The organism is Actinophytocola sp., assembly GCF_036378875.1.
GTDB lineage: Bacteria > Actinomycetota > Actinomycetes > Mycobacteriales > Pseudonocardiaceae > Actinophytocola.
This window is the reverse complement of the sequence record NZ_DASUVO010000085.1, coordinates 1-15,002: the sequence shown is the minus strand read 5'-3', so window position 1 is coordinate 15,002 and position 15,002 is coordinate 1. Positions and strand designations below refer to the sequence as shown.

The window sequence follows — 15,002 nt, the reverse complement described above, 5'->3', positions numbered from 1 at the left end:
TCGACATCGACGACGTTGATCAAACTCACGTGGTGAGTCTAGGGACGCTCCCGCAGAAAAGTGAGCAGTTTTCTGGTCGCCCCCGCCGGAACAGGGAGGACGACCTGAGGCCGCTTGCTGTCCCGCACAGCGGCGAGATCGTGCCGAAGCTCGACACAGTTGCCGGTGTCGCCTGATCGCGAGGACCTACGCCACATGCGTCACCTCCTCGAAGACTTTCCCCAGCATAGCCAGACTTGCGGGTGCGGAAAGAGCAATCCTGTCTAGCTGGCGGGCGAGTTCGACGTAGCTCTCGGCGACCTCGTCGAGCAGGAAGACGCTGCCATTCCGAGCTTCGACATTGACCACAGGAGTGGTGTTCGGGAACTCCATCAGCAGCCACGAATGGGCAACCAGCAGGTGGGGCACGTGCTCGGGCACAACCCGGACGAGGATGCCTCGGTCTCGGGCGTGGATGAGGTGCCGCAGCTGCTCACGCAGGGCCTCCCAGCCGCCGAAGGGGGTGCGGACTGCCGCCTCGCCGATGAAGGCGGTGTAGTCGAGCGCGCCGAGGATCTGCTGTCTGCGCAGCCGGGCAATCCAGCGCGCCTCGATGTCGTGAGCGTCGACGCCGCCGGAACGCATGAGGCCCACCGCGTAGCGATAGGTCTGGAGCAGGCCGGGCACCAGGTTCACCGACCAGTCGGTCAGCCGGAAGGCGTCCGCCTCGTAGCTGGCGAGCGCGCCCATGTCCGTTGGCACGCCCGGCAACGCCAGATCCCACCAACCCGAGGAGTCACCCGCCCGCGCGGCCTCGATCAACTCCGCTCGCTGGGCCAGCGGAAGTTTGTAGATGGTCGACAGCGTTGCGACGTCTTCGGAAGAAATGTGACGTTTTCCGGTCTCAATGCGAGACATTGTGCTCGGCGACCACAGCGCCAGCGCGGCCGCCTGCTCAAGGGACAAATTTGTCTGTTCGCGTCTAATTGCCCGCAACCTGGCCCCGAGTATCCGGTCACGCGCCCGTGGCGCCTTGCGCACGCCCATTCGACTTCTCTTTCCGCGGCTGAAAACCACAGTCCGTGGTCCGGCCGGACGTTACCGTTCGGCCAGCAACACCGCGAACCGAGAGAAAGAGCGGAAAGTGATCAAGGCCGAACGTCACGCGTGTTTTGTCGCGGCCGCTTTCTGCAGGCCCAGCAGGTCCACCGAAACCGCGCGCATTTCCACCTTGCGGATCTTGCCCGTGATCGTCATGGGGAACTCGTCCACGACGTGGACGTACCGGGGAATCTTGTAATGGGCGAGCTTTCCCTCGCAGAAACTCCGCACGGACTCCACGGTCAGCGGGGTCGTGTTTTCCTTCATGCGGATCCACACCATCAGCTCTTCGCCGTAGCGATCGTCCGGGACGCCGATCACCTGTGCGTCGAGGATGTCCGGGTGGGTGTAGAGGAACTCCTCGATCTCGCGCGGGTAGATGTTCTCGCCGCCCCTGATCACCATGTCCTTGATGCGGCCGGTGATGTTCAGATAACCCTCGTCGTCCATGACCGCCAGGTCGCCCGTGTGCATCCAGCGTGCCTTGTCGATCGCCTCGGCCGTCTTGTCCGGTTGTTCCCAGTAACCCAGCATCACGGAGTAGCCGCGCGTGCAGAACTCGCCTGGTGTGCCTCGGGGAACTGTCAGACCCGTTTCCGGGTCGACGACCTTGACCTCCAGGTGTGGGTGTACCTGGCCCACCGTCGAGACCCGGCGGTCGAGAGAGTCGTCCGCGCCGGTTTGGGTGGACACCGGGGACGTCTCGGTCATGCCGTAGCAGATCGTCACGTCGGTCATGCCCATGCGTTCGATGACCTGTTTCATCACCTCGACCGGACACGGAGAGCCGGCCATGATCCCGGTGCGCAGCGAGGACAGGTCGTGGGTGTCGAAGCTGGGATCCGACAGTTCGGCGATGAACATCGTCGGCACGCCGTACAGGGACGTGCATTTCTCGGCCGCGACCGCGGCCAGTGTCCGCGCCGGGTCGAAAGCAGGCGCGGGAATCACCATGCAGGCACCGTGGGAGGTGGCGGCCAGGTTCCCCATCACCATGCCGAAGCAGTGGTAGAAGGGCACGGGGATGCAGATGCGGTCCGCCTCGGTATAGGCGCACATCTCGCCAACGAAATAGCCGTTGTTCAGGATGTTGTGATGGGAAAGCGTGGCGCCCTTCGGAAAGCCCGTGGTGCCGGACGTGTACTGGATGTTGATCGGGTCGTCGGCCGACAGGCCCGCCTGCAGCTCCCCCAACAGCGCCGCGGAGCCGCCCCGGCCGATGGCCACCATCGACGTCCACTCCTCGCGGCCGATCAGCAGCACGTCCTGGAGCGCAGGGCATTCCGGCCGGACCTCGTCGATCATGGCCGCGTAGTCGGACGTCTTGAAGCTCGGGGCCGCGACCAGGGTCCGGATGCCGGCCTGGTTCAGCACGTACTTCAGCTCGTGCACCCGGTACGCCGGGTTGATGTTGACCAGGATCGCACCGATCTTGGCCGTCGCGTACTGCGTGAAGGTCCACTCCGCGCAGTTCGGGGACCAGATGCCGACCCGGTCACCCTTCTCCACGCCGAGGTCGATCAGGCCGTGGGCCACGGCGTTGACCTCGTCGGCCAGCTGGCGGTAGGTCCACCGGCGGCCCGTGGCGAACTCGACAAGCGCCTCGCGGTCGCCGTGAGCGGCGACGGCGCGGTCGAAGTTGTCTCCGATCGTGTCGCCCAGCAGAGGCTTCTGGGAAGCCCCGGACACGTAGCTCGGCCTGCTCATGGATCCACCGTAGTCTCGTTCGTCAACACGGGAGACCGTTCATCGGCGACGATAGGTCCATGAGCCTCGCGATCACCGTGAACGGCTCTCACGTGGAGCTCAGCGGCGCGGTCGACCTACAGACCTCGCCGTCACTGCGCGTCGAGCTGATGGAGCTGATCAACGCCGCCGGCACGGGCGACGAGCTGAGACTGGATCTCGGCGAGGTCTCGCTGCTGGACTCCAGCGGCCTGTCCGTGCTGATCGGCGCGCACCGGTTGGCGCTCGCGCGTGGGGTGCGGGTGCTGTTGGCCGCGCTCCCCGGCCACGTCGAACGCACCCTCAGCATCACCGGGCTCGACGAGGTCCTCTACATCGCCTGACCTACAGCGGCGGAGCGAACCGCGCCGACCAGCCGGGATCCTCGCTCTCGCCGCACACCGGGCACATCTCCTCGACGAGAGCTCCCGGCGCCTTCTCCCTGATCACCATGCCCGACCCCGGGATGATCATCGGCCGCACGTCGCCGCCGTCCGTCCGGAACTGGGTCGTCTGCCGGCACCCGTGGCACACGGTTCGTGCCGGTGGCACGTCAGTCGTCACCGGTACATCTAACGGCTGTCGCATCGTCGGCGCGACCAGAGGTAGCCGAACGGTCCGGTTCCGGTGACGCTATGACTGCTCCCAAGGCAGCTTGACCACCAGGCACGGGCCGCCGACGAAGACACCGCCGTCGACGCCGAGGGCCTTCCCGCTCGCGTACTCGTACGGGGTGTCGACCATGGCGGGGGCGATGCCGAGCTGGTCGGCGATCACCGAGTGGCCGTGCACCACCTGGTCGCCGCCGAGCACGTCCAACAGCTGCTGCGCGGTGTCGGCGCCGTGTGGGCCGCGGAAGGCGTGGCGGGTGGTGAGCCGGCGCCAGACCTCCCACCACTCGACGATGTCGTCGGACTCGAGCACGTCCTGGATGTTCTCGTTGATCTCGGTGATCTCCGAGCCCCACACCAGGTACTCCAGCGTGTCCGAGTGCATCAGCAGGTGCTCCCCGACCAGCTCGACCGCCGGGCGGGTGGTGAGCCACTTGATGTGCTCGTCGGTGACCGACTCCTGGTCGGTCGGTTGGCCGCCGTTCATCTCCCAGCTGCGGGCGAAGCTGCGCGGGCCGAAGTCCGACGGCACCTCGGTGTCGCCGAAGCGGTGCATGCCCAGCAGCAGGATCTCGTGGTTGCCGAGCAGCGCCTCCACCTGGCCGCCGGCCTTCTCCGCTTCCTCCGACAGACGCATGACGAGATCGATCACGCCGATGCCGTCCGGGCCGCGGTCCACGAAGTCGCCGAGGAACCACAGGTGGGTGTCACCCCCGGACCAGTTCGCCTCCTCGTCGACCAGCTCGGCATCGGCGAGCGCGGCGAGCAGCTCGTCGAGATGCCCGTGCACGTCGCCCACCACAAACGTCGACGGTCCTTCTTCGTCCACATCCCGACAATAGGACAGGTAAGAACGGACCGGTCCCCTCGGCGGCAGGAACTATCCACTCGGGCGCTAATCGCTCGCTTCGCGGGCGGCGCTCGGGAAGGGGTCGTCCGCACTCCCGACCAGGTCGGCGACCGACTCGATCACCCTGTTGGGGCGGTAGGGAAAACGTTCCGCCGTCGCGGGGGTGGAAATACCCGTGAGCACCAGAATCGTGTGCAAACCGGCTTCCAGTCCGGACCGGACGTCGGTGTCCATTCGGTCGCCGATCATCAGCGTCGACTCCGAATGCGCGCCGAGCGTGTTCAGCGCGGACCGCATCATCAGCGGGTTCGGCTTGCCGACGAAGTACGGCGCGTGGCCGGTCGCCTTCTCGATCAGCGCCGCCACCGAGCCCGTCGCCGGCAGTGAGCCCTCACGGGACGGTCCGGTCGAGTCCGGGTTGGTCGCGATGAACCGGGCGCCCTGCTCGACCAACCGGATCGCGGTGGTGATCGCGGTGAAGCTGTACGTGCGGGTCTCGCCGAGCACCACGTAGTCGGGGTCGCGATCGGTCAGCACGTACCCGATCTCGTGCAGCGCAGTGGTGAGCCCGGCCTCGCCGATGACGAACGCGGAGCCCTCCGGCCGCTGCGTGTTGAGGAACTTGGCGGTCGCGAGCGCCGAGGTCCAGATGCTCGCCTCCGGCACGTCGAGGCCGGTCCGGTGCAGGCGTGCCCGCAGGTCACGGGGGGTGTAGATGGAATTGTTGGTCAACACGAGGAACTTGATATCCCTGGTGCGCAGCTCCTCGATCAGCTTGTCCGCTCCCGGGATGAGGTGCTCCTCGTGTACGAGCACCCCGTCCATGTCCATCAGGTAGGTCCACTTGCGCGGTTCGGCCATGACTCCATGGTCGCAGCTGCCCTGTGAACGTCCACAACGAACGCGCGAGTCGCGCGTTCGGCCCCCGCGAGTCGCGCGTTCGGCCCCTGCGAGTTTCGTTTTCGGGAACGCCGGGGGCCGCGACTAACCTGTGACACGTGACCACCACGATCCGGGTCCGTTACTTCGCCGGCGCTCGCGGCGCGGTCGGCCTCTCCGAGGAGACCGTGGCCATGCCCGTCGGCGCCACCGTCGGTGACCTGGTCAGCGAGCTCGGCGGCAAGCACGGCGAGAAACTCACCCGCGTGCTGACGGCGTGCAGCTTCCTCCTGGACGGCGTCGCCGTGCGGGACCTGGCGACGGCGATGCCGGACGGTTCCGGCGTGGATGTCCTGCCGCCGTTCGCGGGCGGCTGAGCGGCGGACAGAAGCTGTCCGCGAGCACTGCCAGACTCAGGGTGTGAAGGAGACCTCCGCGCGGCTGCTGCGGCTGCTCACGCTCCTGCAGACCCGCCGCGAGTGGTCCGGTGCCGACCTCGCCGAGCGGCTCGGGGTGACCACCCGCACCATCCGGCGCGACGTCGACAAGCTGCGGGCGCTCGACTATCCCGTGCACGCCACCTCCGGCACGGCGGGCGGCTACCAGCTGGGACCCGGTGCCGAGCTGCCCCCGTTGCTGCTGGACGACGACGAGGCCGTGGCTGTGGCGCTGGGCTTGCGGACAGCGGCCTCCAGCGGCGTGGCCGGCGTCGGAGAGACGGCCCTGCGGGCACTCGTCAAGCTTGAGCAGGTACTCCCTTCGAGACTCCGCTACCGGGTGAACGGTATGCGGGTAGCGACCATCGACACGCCGGGTAACGACGTGTCACTGGAGGTACTCACGGCGGTGGCCGCCGCGTGCCGGGACCGCCAGCGGCTGCGGTTCGACTACACGGTCGCTCCGCAAGCTGCGCTCCGAAACACCGCGGCCTACGGTGCCGAGGAACGGCCGCGCGAGGTCGAGCCGCACCAGCTCGTGTGCTGGGGAAAGCGCTGGTACCTGGTGGCCTGGGACGTCAGGCGGGACGACTGGCGGACGTTCCGCGTGGACCGGATGCGGCCGAAGGTGCCACTCGGCGCCCGGTTCCGGCCACGGGACATCCCGGGCGGGGACGCGGCCGCGTTCGTGGCCGCCAAGATCGCCAGGATGTGGCCCTTCCAGGCAACTGTCAGGCTGCCGCTGCCCGCCGAGCACGAAAAGGTGCGAGAACTGGCGACATACGGCACGGTCGAGAGGATCGACGAGGGCAACTGCCGGCTGACCATCGGCGCCGACACCCCTCAGTCCCTGGCGTTCCTGCTCTCGTTCTTGGAGATCGATTTCGTGGTTGAGTCGTCTGTCGAATTGGCGAGAGCTTTGCATGATGTAGCCGAGCGATTTCAGCGTGCTGCCGCACACGTGTGCACTGCCCCAGATGCAACGTGATACACCACTCAGTGGGTGTGATTTATTCTGCATCTATCACGGGGCTATAACAGGCAAATGTATCGTTCTGACCTGCGGATATAGCCCCTATCGCAGTACCTTCGCCAGCGTTACTGTGACGACGGTCACACATGTTTGAATTTGGCACGGTCGTTTTTTAGTACGTACCGTCGCTTCCTGGTTGGCCCCGACCAACCGAGCTGGACCCGAGTGCTCGAAGCGCCCTAAGCCGATCCGGCGAGCACTCGGGAAGTTGACCCCCGACGGAAAGCAAACCTTCGGATCGGAACGGCCTTACACAGGCTTTACCAGGCGCTGAGGCTGAGAATGAAATGGCGTATCGAGGCAATCACCGCAAGCCGTCCAATGCCGTTCGTCGCACCATTGCTCGCGTCGTCGTCGCGGGCGTCGCGGTCGGTGCGCCAGTGGCCCTGTCTCCCGCCTTCGCTTCGGCCGACCCCGTCAACTGGGACGCGATCGCCGAGTGCGAGAGCGGCGGCAACTGGAGCATCAACACCGGGAACGGCTACTACGGTGGTCTGCAGTTCAGCCTGAGTACCTGGCAGGCCAACGGCGGTTCAGGCAACCCAGCGAACGCTTCCCGGGCGGAGCAGATCCGGGTCGCGAACAACGTGCTGCAATCTCAGGGCATCGGTGCATGGCCGGTATGCGGTAAGCGTGCCGGCGCGAGCGGTGGCGGCAGCAGCGCGCCCGCTCCGGCCAAGGCCCCGGCGAAGACGCCGAAGTCGACCAGCAGCGGCAAGAAGGCCCCGGTGAAGACGGCTCCGGCCGCCCCGGTTCTTGTGGCCTCCAACCCGGCCGGCGACTACACGGTCGCCGCGGGCGACTCGCTGTCGAAGATCGCCACCGCGCTGAACGTCCCGGGCGGCTGGCAGGCGCTCTACGAGAAGAACAAGCAGTTCATCGGCGACCCCAACCTGATCGTTCCTGGTCAGAAGCTCGCCACCAAGTGAACTAACTAGTTCACCGCGAGAAGGGCTCCACCGCAATCCCCCGGCGGTGGAGCCCTTCTGTCTTGGGCGGGACTGTCGGTGGTCCGGGTTACGGTCCGGACATGAACCGAACGGACCGGCTGTACGGGATCGTCGAGGACCTGCGGGCGGCCGCGCCGGGCCGGCGCAGTGCCCGGCAGCTGGCGGCGCGCTACGAGGTCAGCGTGCGCACCATCGAACGCGACATCGGCGCGTTACAGCAGGTCGGAGTGCCGATCTACGCGGACACCGGCCGCCGGGGCGGGTACGCCATCGACCCGACGATGACGCTGCCGCCGCTCAACTTCACCCCGGCCGAGGCGGTGGCCGTGTCGGTCGCGCTGCGACGTGCGGCCGGGTCGCCGTTCGCGCGGGCCGCGGACAGCGCGCTGCGGAAGATCATGACGGCCATGCCTTCCCAGGAGGCGTCGGCGGCCCGTGAGCTGGGCGGCCGGGTCGGCTTCCTGGCGTCCGCGCTCACGCCGGAGCAGGCCATCCCCGCTGATCATCGAGAACGCGCTGTCCGCCCGGCACGTCCTGCGGCTGGACTACGTCGACAAGCACGGCGTGCCGACGGAACGCGAGGTCGAGCCCGTGATGTTCCTGGCCGGCCCGGAGGGCTGGTACCTGCTCGGCTGGTGCCGGCTGCGCGACGGGATGCGGGCCTTTCGGCTCGACCGCATCATCACCGGTCGCGACACCGGCGAGCCGGCGCCGGATCGAGACCACGGCAGGATCGACCTGCCAGGACATGTGACGGTGCTCACGTGAAAACACCGACAGGGGGTTGTCGCCATCGGGTCGGAAGCTCGACGGCATGACACACGGAACGATTGCCTGGATCCAGGTCGACACCGACGACCCCAAGGACGCCGAGCGCTTCTACGGCGAGCTGTTCGACTGGGCCTTCGCGCAGGACCCGGACGACGACACGTACCGCCTGATCAGCCGCGTTGGCGCGGACGGCCCGCACGGCGGGATCCGCGACACCCGCGGCGCGTCACCCAACCGAGCGATCTTCCTGGCGATCGTCTCGGACGTGGCGGCGACGGTCGAGCACGCGGAACGGCTCGGCGGAACGGTCGTGACCCCACCCACGAAGACGCCGAACGGCCTGGTCTTCGCCGACCTGAAGGACCCGGCGGGCAACCAGTTCGGCGTGTTCACTCCGCCGGCGGTCTGACATCGGTTGGGGCGGGCGTCAGCCCGCCCCAAGTTGTCACGTCACCAGAAGTGAGCAACGTCGACCACGACCCGGCCGGGCAGCGTCAACACCCGGAACGGAAGTCGTGCCCGCACCCCGAGGCCGACCGTGGTGGCCCCTTCGAACGAGCCGGCCCAGGCGACCTGCCGGAACGTCTGGTACCCGGTGACGTTCACCAGCTCAGCCCGGTTGGCCGGGTTGTAGGTCAGCTGCCCGTTCTCGTCATAGGACGGCGCCTGCACCGTGACCGACAGCCGCGCGCCACCCCGCAGCGGCACCGGCCTCCCGGAGCCATCCTCGTACACGGTGGCCACATAGGACACCCAGTAGCCGTCCACAGCCCCGTTGACGTCGAACACGAGCCGGTCGTAGCAGTCGTGCCGGCCGGCACGAACATCGACCAACTCACTCGCCGTGGTCGGCGACGCGGACTTGGCTCCCGATCCCCAAGTGATTCCGCAGTACGGGTCCGCCGACGCCCCGCTCGCCGGCAGCACCACCACTCCCACGATGGCGGCCAGAACGGCCAGTAATATTCCGGTTCTTCGTATCCTCATCTTCGACTCCCCAATATGAACACCGTGAAACACGGCTTGCGGGGAGAGACGTGCGAGGTTCGTCTGGGTTGTCACCCGGACGAAGGACCACCCTTATGGGCAGTTGACCCACTCGTCGGTGCCGTCGGTGAAGGTCTGGTGTTTCCAGATCGGGAGACGGGCCTTCACATCGTCCACCAGATCGGAACAGGCGGCGAACGCCTCACGCCGGTGTTCGGCCGCCACGGCGCAGGCCAGGGCGACGTCGCCAATCGCGAGGGGGCCGATTCGATGGCTCACCGCCAGTGCGCGGACGCCTCGGTAGCGGGCCGCGACATCGGCCGCCACCTCCTCGATCACCGACTTGGCGCTCGGGTGGCCCTCGTACTCCAGGGACGTCACACCCTTGCCGCCGTCGTGGTCCCGAACCACACCGGAGAACGTCACCACCGCGCCCGCCGCACGGTCCTCGACCAACGCCGCGTGGTCGTCCACCGACAACGGCGCCTCGGTCACCTCGGCTCGGAGGACCGACGCCGGCGCGGCGACGGGAGCGGCCACGTGGTCGCCGCCTCGTAGCTGGTCGAGCGCGTGGGACAGCACGCCCTCCAGCACACCCAAGCCGTCGCGAACCCCGCCGGACGAGCCGGGCAGGTTCACCACCAGCGTGCGGCCCACCACCCCGGCCACCCCTCGGGACAGCACCGCCGTCGGGACCGCCGGCAGACCCGCGGCGCGGATCGCGTCGGCCAGGCCCGGGATCTCGTAGTCCAGCAACCGACGCGTCATCTCGGGGGTGCGGTCCGTCGGGTTGATGCCCGTGCCGCCGGTGGTGATCACCACGTCGACACCGATGGCGGCGCGGAGCGCCGCCATCACCGGTTCGCCGTCCGGCACGACAACCGGGTCGTCGACGGAGAAGCCGCGGGTACGCAGCCACGACACGATCAGCGGGCCCGTCTTGTCCTCGTACACGCCGGCGGCTGCCCGGTTCGACGCCGCGATGACACGTGCGGTATTCAACGCGCTCGCTCCCGTCGCTCCGCTCGCGGTGCTCATCTGCCCTCCGGTCGGGTCCAGACCCCCGCCTTGCCGCCCTCCTTGCGGTCCAGCCGGACCTCGGACAGCACGGCGGCCGGGTCGACCGCCTTGATCATGTCGTGCACGGTGAGGCCGGCGACCGTGACGGCCGTCAGGGCCTCCATCTCGACGCCCGTCTGGCCACTCGTACGGACCGTCGCCGTGATCGTGACCGACGACTCGTCCAGGGAGAAGTCCACCGTCACCCCGGTGATGGCGATGGGGTGGCACAGCGGGACCAGGTCCGGGGTGCGCTTGGCGCCCATGATCCCGGCGATCCTCGCCACCGCCAGCGCGTCGCCCTTCTTCAGGCCGTTGGACCTGAGCAGCGCCACCACGTCGGGTGTCGTGTGCACCACGCCAGAGGCGATCGCGACCCGGGACGTCACCGCCTTCTCGGTGACGTCCACCATGCGGGCCGCCCCCTCGGCGTCCACATGCGTCAAGTCGCTCACGATTGCGATGCTACGGCTGTGCCGCGCGGGCCACTGCCTCGGCCACCGCTGGTGCCACGGCTGAGTCGAACACGCTCGGCACGATGAACGAGGCGTTCAGCCGGTCGCCGTCGACGACGTCGGCGATGGCGTCCGCCGCGGCGAGCAGCATGCTGTCGGTGATGCCTCGGGCCTGGGCGTCCAGCAGGCCGCGGAACACGCCGGGGAAGGCGAGCACGTTGTTGATCTGGTTCGGGTAGTCGCTGCGGCCCGTGGCGACCACGGCGGCGTGCTTCTGCGCCTCCAGCGGGTCGATCTCCGGGTCCGGGTTGGCCAGCGCGAACACGATCGGGTTCTCGGCCATGGTGGCCACGGCCTCCGCGCCGAACAGGTTCGGCGCGGACACACCGATGAAGACGTCCGCGCCCACCAGCGCGTCGGTCACCTTGCCGCTGACCATGTCGCGGTTGGTGTTCTGCGCCAGCCACGTCAGGTTCGAGTCGAGGTCGCCGCGGTCCGGGTGCACGATGCCGTTGACGTCGACCGCGAGCACGTCGCCCGGGCCCTTCTGCAGCAACAGCCGGATGATCGCCGAGCCGGCCGCGCCTGCGCCGCAGACCACGATCTTGCAGTCCGGCAGGTCCTTGCCGACCACCCGCAGGGCGTTGCGCAGCGCGGCGACCACCACGATCGCCGTGCCGTGCTGATCGTCGTGGAACACCGGGATGTCGAGCAGCTCACGCAGCCTCGCCTCGATCTCGAAGCAGCGCGGGGCGGCGATGTCCTCCAGGTTGATGCCGCCGTACACGGGCGCGATCAGCTGCACCGTGCGGATGATCTCCTCGGTGTCCTGCGTGTCCAGGCAGATCGGCCACGCGTCCACATCGGCGAACTTCTTGAACAGCGCCGCCTTGCCCTCCATCACCGGCAGTGCAGCCGCCGGGCCGATGTTGCCCAGCCCCAGGACGGCCGAGCCGTCGGTGACGACCGCGACCGTGTTGCGCTTGATCGTCAGGCGCCGGGCGTCGTCCGGGTTCTCCGCGATGGCCTGGCAGATCCGCGCCACCCCGGGGGTGTAGGCGCGGGAGAGGTCGTCACGGTTGCGCAGCTGGACCTTCGGCGTGACCTCGATCTTGCCGCCGAGGTGGATGAGGAACGTCCGGTCCGACACCTTGCGGACGTGCACACCCGGCAGTTCCTCGAGCGCCGCGGTGATGTCCTTGGCGTGCGAGGCCGAAAGGGTGTTCGCCGTGAGGTCGACGACGATGCGGTCGGTGTGCGACTCGACGACGTCGAACGCGGTGATCACCGCGCCGGCGCGGCCGGCCGCGCCGGCCAGGTCGCCGGCGGCGCTCGCCGACGGCGGCGCCTCGACACGAACGGTGATGGAGTAGCCAGGACCAGGAACCGGCATCGGGGCGACCTACTTGTTGATCTCGGTGGTCGGATGCTCGTAAGGCACCGACTCGAGTGGGAAGACCAGGTCGCCGTACGGGGACAGGGCACCCTGCCGGTCCGCGGCGAGCTCGCTGACCGGGTGGTTGCCGTGGTCGTCGTCCGCCGGCCAGTGCGGATCGATGCGCCCGTTGTCACCCTTCTTGGCCACGGGACCTCCTTCAACTCGGGTGTCCAGAGATTACCGCCGGATGCGCGTATACCGTGGTACGGGTGCCTGGTCCCACCCTCATCGACTGGCTGCGTGCCCAGGACGACCACACGCTGGCCGCCCTTCTCGTTGCCCGGCCCGACCTCGCGACGCCACCGCCGCCGGACAGCACCGTGCTCGCGGCACGTGCCGCGACCAGGGCTTCGGTGACGAGGGCGGCGGAAGGACTCGACACGTTCACGCTCGCGGTGCTGGACGCGTTGCTCCTCGCGGACGCCGACAAGGCGCCGGTACCGGCGTCGCGAGTGATAGAGATCGTCGGGCCGGACTCCAGCGAGGCTCGAGTCCGTGACGCGCTCGACACCCTCGTCCGGCTCGCGCTGGCCTGGGGCGCCGAGGAGATCTCGGTCGTGCCGGCCGCCAGGGAGGCCGGCGGGCTGTTCCCCGCCGGGCTTGGCCGGTCGTCGTCCGGGTTGGACGGCGTCGACCTACCGGCGCTGCTCGCGGGCCTGACGGAGGCCGAGCGGCGCATGCTGACCACCCTCGCGCACGGCTCCCCGCTCGGCCGGACCAAGGACGCGGGCGTCCTGGTGCCGCTGTCCGAGGCCCGCACGCCGGTGCAACGGCTGCTCGCCATGGGTCTGCTGCTCCGCCGTGACGCCGAGACCGTCGAGCTGCCACGGCAGGTGGCGCTCGCCATCCGTGGCGACAGTCCACTGGGCACGGTCAAACTGGACGAGCCGGCGCTGTCGGTGAAGCAGCACAAGGTGGCGGTCGTGGACGGGACCGGTGCCGGTGAGGCACTGGAGTTCCTGCGCCGCGCGGAGACGCTGGTGAAGCTGTGGTCGGCCGAGCCGGTGCCGGTGCTCAAGTCGGGCGGGCTGGGCGTGCGGGACCTCCGCAAGATCGCCCGCGAGCTGGACACCGACGAGCGGGGCGCGGGACTGATCGCCGAGGTGCTGTACGGGGCCGGGATGGTCGGCGACAGCGCGACCGCGACGGCCCCGGAGTGGCTGCCGACCACGCTCGTCGACCCGTGGCTGGTGGCGACGCCGGCCAACCAGTGGGCGACGCTGGCCGCGGCGTGGCTGGACCTGCCGCGGCTACCGGGCCTCGCGGGTGCCCGGGACGCGAAGGACAAGGTGCTGGCCCCGCTGTCGGACGATCTACGCAGGCCCCCAGCGCCGACGGAGCGGCGGCGGATCCTGTCGACGCTGGCCGAGCTGCGGTCGGGCGCGGGTGTGGCGTCTCCGGACGATCTCGCGGCCGTGCTGGCATGGCGGGCGCCGCGGCGGGGCGGGCGGCTGCGCGACGAGATCGTCCGGTGGACGCTGGCCGAGGCCACCGCGCTGGGTCTGGTCGCGCTGGGCGCCCTGACGAGCGCGGGCCGCGCGGCGCTGGACGACGGTCCGGCCGCGGCGGCCAAGCGGATGGCCGAGTCGATGCCGGAGCCGCTCGACCACGTGCTGGTGCAGGCCGACCTGACGGTGGTGGCGCCCGGGCCGCTGGAGTCGGTGCTGGCGGCCGACATGGCGCAGGTCGCGGACGTCGAGTCAGCGGGCAGCGCGACCGTGTACCGGGTGACGGAGGCGTCGGTGCGGCGGGCGCTGGACGCCGGCCGGACCGCGGAGGAGCTGCACGACCTGTTCCGCACCCGGTCGAGGACGCCGGTGCCGCAGGGCCTGACGTACCTGATCGACGACGTGGCGCGGCGGCACGGCCGGCTGCGGGGCGGCGCGGCGGCGGCGTTCCTGCGCTGCGACGACCCGGTGCTGCTCACCGAGGTCGCGGCGCATCCGGCCGCGGCCCGGCTGGAGCTGCGCAAGATCGCGCCAACCGTGCTGGTCAGCCCGGTGCCGCTGGCGGACGTGTTGGAGGAGCTGCGGGGCGCGGGCTTCGCGCCGGCCGCCGAGGACGCGAACGGGCAGGTGCTGGACCTGCGGCCGGTGGGACTTCGGCTGCCGGCACCGGCTCGCCGTCGTGCGGTCGGGTCGTCGGCGCTGGCACCGGAACGTGCGCAGGCCATCGTGGAACAGCTACGCGCGGGCGACACGGCGGCGGGCACCCGACGCGGGCGAACGGTGTCGCTGGCGGCGGGCACGGGCGCGACGGACACCGCGGCGACGCTCGCCCTGCTGCGGGAGGCGATCGAGCAGAACAACCACGTGTGGATCGACTTCGTGGACTCGCGGGGCGTGGCGAGCCAACGCGTGGTTGACCCGTTCCGCGTTGGCGGCGGCATCCTCGAGGGCCGCGACGTGACCCACGGCGCGGTGCGTCAGTACCCGCTGCACCGGATCACGTCAGCGTCCCTGGTCGAGAGCTGATCCCCCGCGAGCGGCGTTCACGAAAACGTAACTCGCAGGGGCCGAACGCGCGACTCGCGGGGGCCGAACGCGCGACTCGCGCGGGGGTGGACGTGGGAACGCCCCGCGGGTGGCTTGGGTTCTAGTGATTGTTGCAACACCCCAGTTCAAGGGGTGCGATGGACTACGAGGTCCGGGCTGACCGTAAGCCGCAGGGACGGAAGAAGCTGATCCGGGAACGGGCTGCATACTTCCAGCTCATGCAGCAGGGCTA

The 15,002-nt window shown here is 69.1% G+C and carries 19 protein-coding genes and 1 pseudogene; 8 read left to right on the top strand and 12 right to left on the bottom strand.

Features of this window, described 5'->3' with window-relative positions:
- Positions 1 to 38: 38 nt before the first annotated feature.
- From VF106_RS24520 to VF106_RS24510, 3 genes are all read right to left on the bottom strand, one after another.
- On the bottom strand, positions 39 to 197 hold the full coding sequence (locus VF106_RS24520) for a DUF397 domain-containing protein (protein ID WP_330842166.1): 159 nt from the start codon (positions 195 to 197) through the stop codon (positions 39 to 41).
- Positions 187 to 1,026 carry a helix-turn-helix domain-containing protein gene (locus VF106_RS24515; RefSeq protein WP_330842165.1) on the bottom strand — a complete coding sequence of 280 codons (840 nt, stop codon included), beginning with the start codon at positions 1,024 to 1,026 and terminating at the stop codon, positions 187 to 189. The genes VF106_RS24520 and VF106_RS24515 overlap by 11 nt, the downstream gene beginning before the upstream one ends.
- Before the next feature lie 114 nt (positions 1,027 to 1,140).
- Entirely contained in the window at positions 1,141 to 2,787 is a 1,647-nt protein-coding gene (locus VF106_RS24510; protein ID WP_330842164.1) for an AMP-binding protein, read from the bottom strand.
- A gap of 59 nt (positions 2,788 to 2,846) precedes the next feature.
- Between VF106_RS24510 and VF106_RS24505 the strand changes: the two genes are divergently transcribed.
- The gene (locus VF106_RS24505; RefSeq protein ID WP_330842163.1) at positions 2,847 to 3,149 is read left to right on the top strand and encodes an STAS domain-containing protein; all 303 of its coding nucleotides are present in this window, start codon (positions 2,847 to 2,849) and stop codon (positions 3,147 to 3,149) included.
- A 1-nt stretch (position 3,150) separates the two neighbouring features.
- Here VF106_RS24505 and VF106_RS24500 read toward each other — a convergent pair whose 3' ends face one another.
- The 3 genes from VF106_RS24500 to VF106_RS24490 form a co-directional block, all read right to left on the bottom strand.
- Positions 3,151 to 3,369, bottom strand: coding sequence for a hypothetical protein (locus VF106_RS24500; protein ID WP_330842162.1), 219 nt, complete (start codon positions 3,367 to 3,369; stop codon positions 3,151 to 3,153).
- 69 nt (positions 3,370 to 3,438) lie between these two features.
- Positions 3,439 to 4,245 carry a metallophosphoesterase gene (locus VF106_RS24495; protein WP_330842161.1) on the bottom strand — a complete coding sequence of 269 codons (807 nt, stop codon included), beginning with the start codon at positions 4,243 to 4,245 and terminating at the stop codon, positions 3,439 to 3,441.
- A gap of 66 nt (positions 4,246 to 4,311) precedes the next feature.
- On the bottom strand, positions 4,312 to 5,127 hold the full coding sequence (locus tag VF106_RS24490; protein ID WP_330842160.1) for an HAD-IIA family hydrolase: 816 nt from the start codon (positions 5,125 to 5,127) through the stop codon (positions 4,312 to 4,314).
- A 137-nt stretch (positions 5,128 to 5,264) separates the two neighbouring features.
- On the opposite strand from VF106_RS24490, the gene VF106_RS24485 reads away from it, so the two are divergent.
- The 4 genes and pseudogenes from VF106_RS24485 to VF106_RS50960 all read left to right on the top strand — a co-directional run.
- Complete coding sequence (locus VF106_RS24485) at positions 5,265 to 5,522, top strand: MoaD/ThiS family protein (RefSeq protein WP_330842159.1); 258 nt, start codon at positions 5,265 to 5,267, stop codon at positions 5,520 to 5,522.
- Positions 5,523 to 5,565: 43 nt separating this feature from the next.
- Positions 5,566 to 6,570: a helix-turn-helix transcriptional regulator gene (locus VF106_RS24480; protein ID WP_330842158.1), complete on the top strand. Its 1,005-nt coding sequence runs from the start codon at positions 5,566 to 5,568 to the stop codon at positions 6,568 to 6,570.
- Between the two features lie 332 nt (positions 6,571 to 6,902).
- A complete protein-coding gene (locus VF106_RS24475) occupies positions 6,903 to 7,544 on the top strand; it encodes a transglycosylase family protein (RefSeq protein ID WP_330842157.1) in 642 nt (213 codons plus the stop codon).
- Between the two features lie 101 nt (positions 7,545 to 7,645).
- A pseudogene (locus VF106_RS50960) lies at positions 7,646 to 7,771 on the top strand (transcriptional regulator); the annotation flags it as partial.
- 29 nt (positions 7,772 to 7,800) lie between these two features.
- Here VF106_RS50960 and VF106_RS24470 read toward each other — a convergent pair.
- Positions 7,801 to 7,974, bottom strand: a complete 174-nt coding sequence (locus tag VF106_RS24470) for a hypothetical protein (protein WP_330842156.1) — start codon at positions 7,972 to 7,974, stop codon at positions 7,801 to 7,803.
- Positions 7,975 to 8,000: 26 nt separating this feature from the next.
- Between VF106_RS24470 and VF106_RS24465 the strand changes: the two genes are divergently transcribed.
- Positions 8,001 to 8,333 (top strand): helix-turn-helix transcriptional regulator, encoded by a 333-nt coding sequence (locus VF106_RS24465; protein ID WP_330842155.1) that lies wholly within the window; start codon positions 8,001 to 8,003, stop codon positions 8,331 to 8,333.
- A gap of 46 nt (positions 8,334 to 8,379) precedes the next feature.
- The gene (locus VF106_RS24460; protein ID WP_330842154.1) at positions 8,380 to 8,745 is read left to right on the top strand and encodes a VOC family protein; all 366 of its coding nucleotides are present in this window, start codon (positions 8,380 to 8,382) and stop codon (positions 8,743 to 8,745) included.
- 41 nt (positions 8,746 to 8,786) lie between these two features.
- Here the strand turns inward: VF106_RS24460 and VF106_RS24455 are convergent, their stop codons facing one another.
- From VF106_RS24455 to VF106_RS24435, 5 genes are all read right to left on the bottom strand, one after another.
- Positions 8,787 to 9,323 (bottom strand): AMIN-like domain-containing (lipo)protein, encoded by a 537-nt coding sequence (locus VF106_RS24455; protein WP_330842153.1) that lies wholly within the window; start codon positions 9,321 to 9,323, stop codon positions 8,787 to 8,789.
- A 93-nt stretch (positions 9,324 to 9,416) separates the two neighbouring features.
- Entirely contained in the window at positions 9,417 to 10,361 is a 945-nt protein-coding gene (locus tag VF106_RS24450; protein ID WP_330842152.1) for a molybdenum cofactor biosynthesis protein MoaE, read from the bottom strand.
- Complete coding sequence (gene moaC / locus VF106_RS24445) at positions 10,358 to 10,837, bottom strand: cyclic pyranopterin monophosphate synthase MoaC (RefSeq protein WP_330842151.1); 480 nt, start codon at positions 10,835 to 10,837, stop codon at positions 10,358 to 10,360. The genes VF106_RS24450 and moaC overlap by 4 nt, the downstream gene beginning before the upstream one ends.
- 10 nt (positions 10,838 to 10,847) lie before the next feature.
- Entirely contained in the window at positions 10,848 to 12,230 is a 1,383-nt protein-coding gene (locus tag VF106_RS24440; protein ID WP_330842150.1) for an NAD-dependent malic enzyme, read from the bottom strand.
- A 9-nt stretch (positions 12,231 to 12,239) separates the two neighbouring features.
- Positions 12,240 to 12,422: a hypothetical protein gene (locus VF106_RS24435; protein WP_330842149.1), complete on the bottom strand. Its 183-nt coding sequence runs from the start codon at positions 12,420 to 12,422 to the stop codon at positions 12,240 to 12,242.
- Between the two features lie 62 nt (positions 12,423 to 12,484).
- Between VF106_RS24435 and VF106_RS24430 the strand changes: the two genes are divergently transcribed.
- Positions 12,485 to 14,749: a helicase-associated domain-containing protein gene (locus tag VF106_RS24430; RefSeq protein WP_330842148.1), complete on the top strand. Its 2,265-nt coding sequence runs from the start codon at positions 12,485 to 12,487 to the stop codon at positions 14,747 to 14,749.
- Positions 14,750 to 15,002 lie beyond the last annotated feature (253 nt).

Coding starts and splice junctions, on each gene's coding strand:
- VF106_RS24520 (WP_330842166.1), bottom strand. CDS start 197: ATGTGGCGTAGGTCCTCGCGATCAGGCGACACCGGCAACTGTGTCGAG.
- VF106_RS24515 (WP_330842165.1), bottom strand. CDS start 1,026: ATGGGCGTGCGCAAGGCGCCACGGGCGCGTGACCGGATACTCGGGGCC.
- VF106_RS24510 (WP_330842164.1), bottom strand. CDS start 2,787: ATGAGCAGGCCGAGCTACGTGTCCGGGGCTTCCCAGAAGCCTCTGCTG.
- VF106_RS24505 (WP_330842163.1), top strand. CDS start 2,847: ATGAGCCTCGCGATCACCGTGAACGGCTCTCACGTGGAGCTCAGCGGC.
- VF106_RS24490 (WP_330842160.1), bottom strand. CDS start 5,127: ATGGCCGAACCGCGCAAGTGGACCTACCTGATGGACATGGACGGGGTG.
- VF106_RS24475 (WP_330842157.1), top strand. CDS start 6,903: ATGGCGTATCGAGGCAATCACCGCAAGCCGTCCAATGCCGTTCGTCGC.
- VF106_RS24470 (WP_330842156.1), bottom strand. CDS start 7,974: ATGGCCGTCATGATCTTCCGCAGCGCGCTGTCCGCGGCCCGCGCGAAC.
- VF106_RS24460 (WP_330842154.1), top strand. CDS start 8,380: ATGACACACGGAACGATTGCCTGGATCCAGGTCGACACCGACGACCCC.
- VF106_RS24455 (WP_330842153.1), bottom strand. CDS start 9,323: ATGAGGATACGAAGAACCGGAATATTACTGGCCGTTCTGGCCGCCATC.
- VF106_RS24450 (WP_330842152.1), bottom strand. CDS start 10,361: ATGAGCACCGCGAGCGGAGCGACGGGAGCGAGCGCGTTGAATACCGCA.
- VF106_RS24440 (WP_330842150.1), bottom strand. CDS start 12,230: ATGCCGGTTCCTGGTCCTGGCTACTCCATCACCGTTCGTGTCGAGGCG.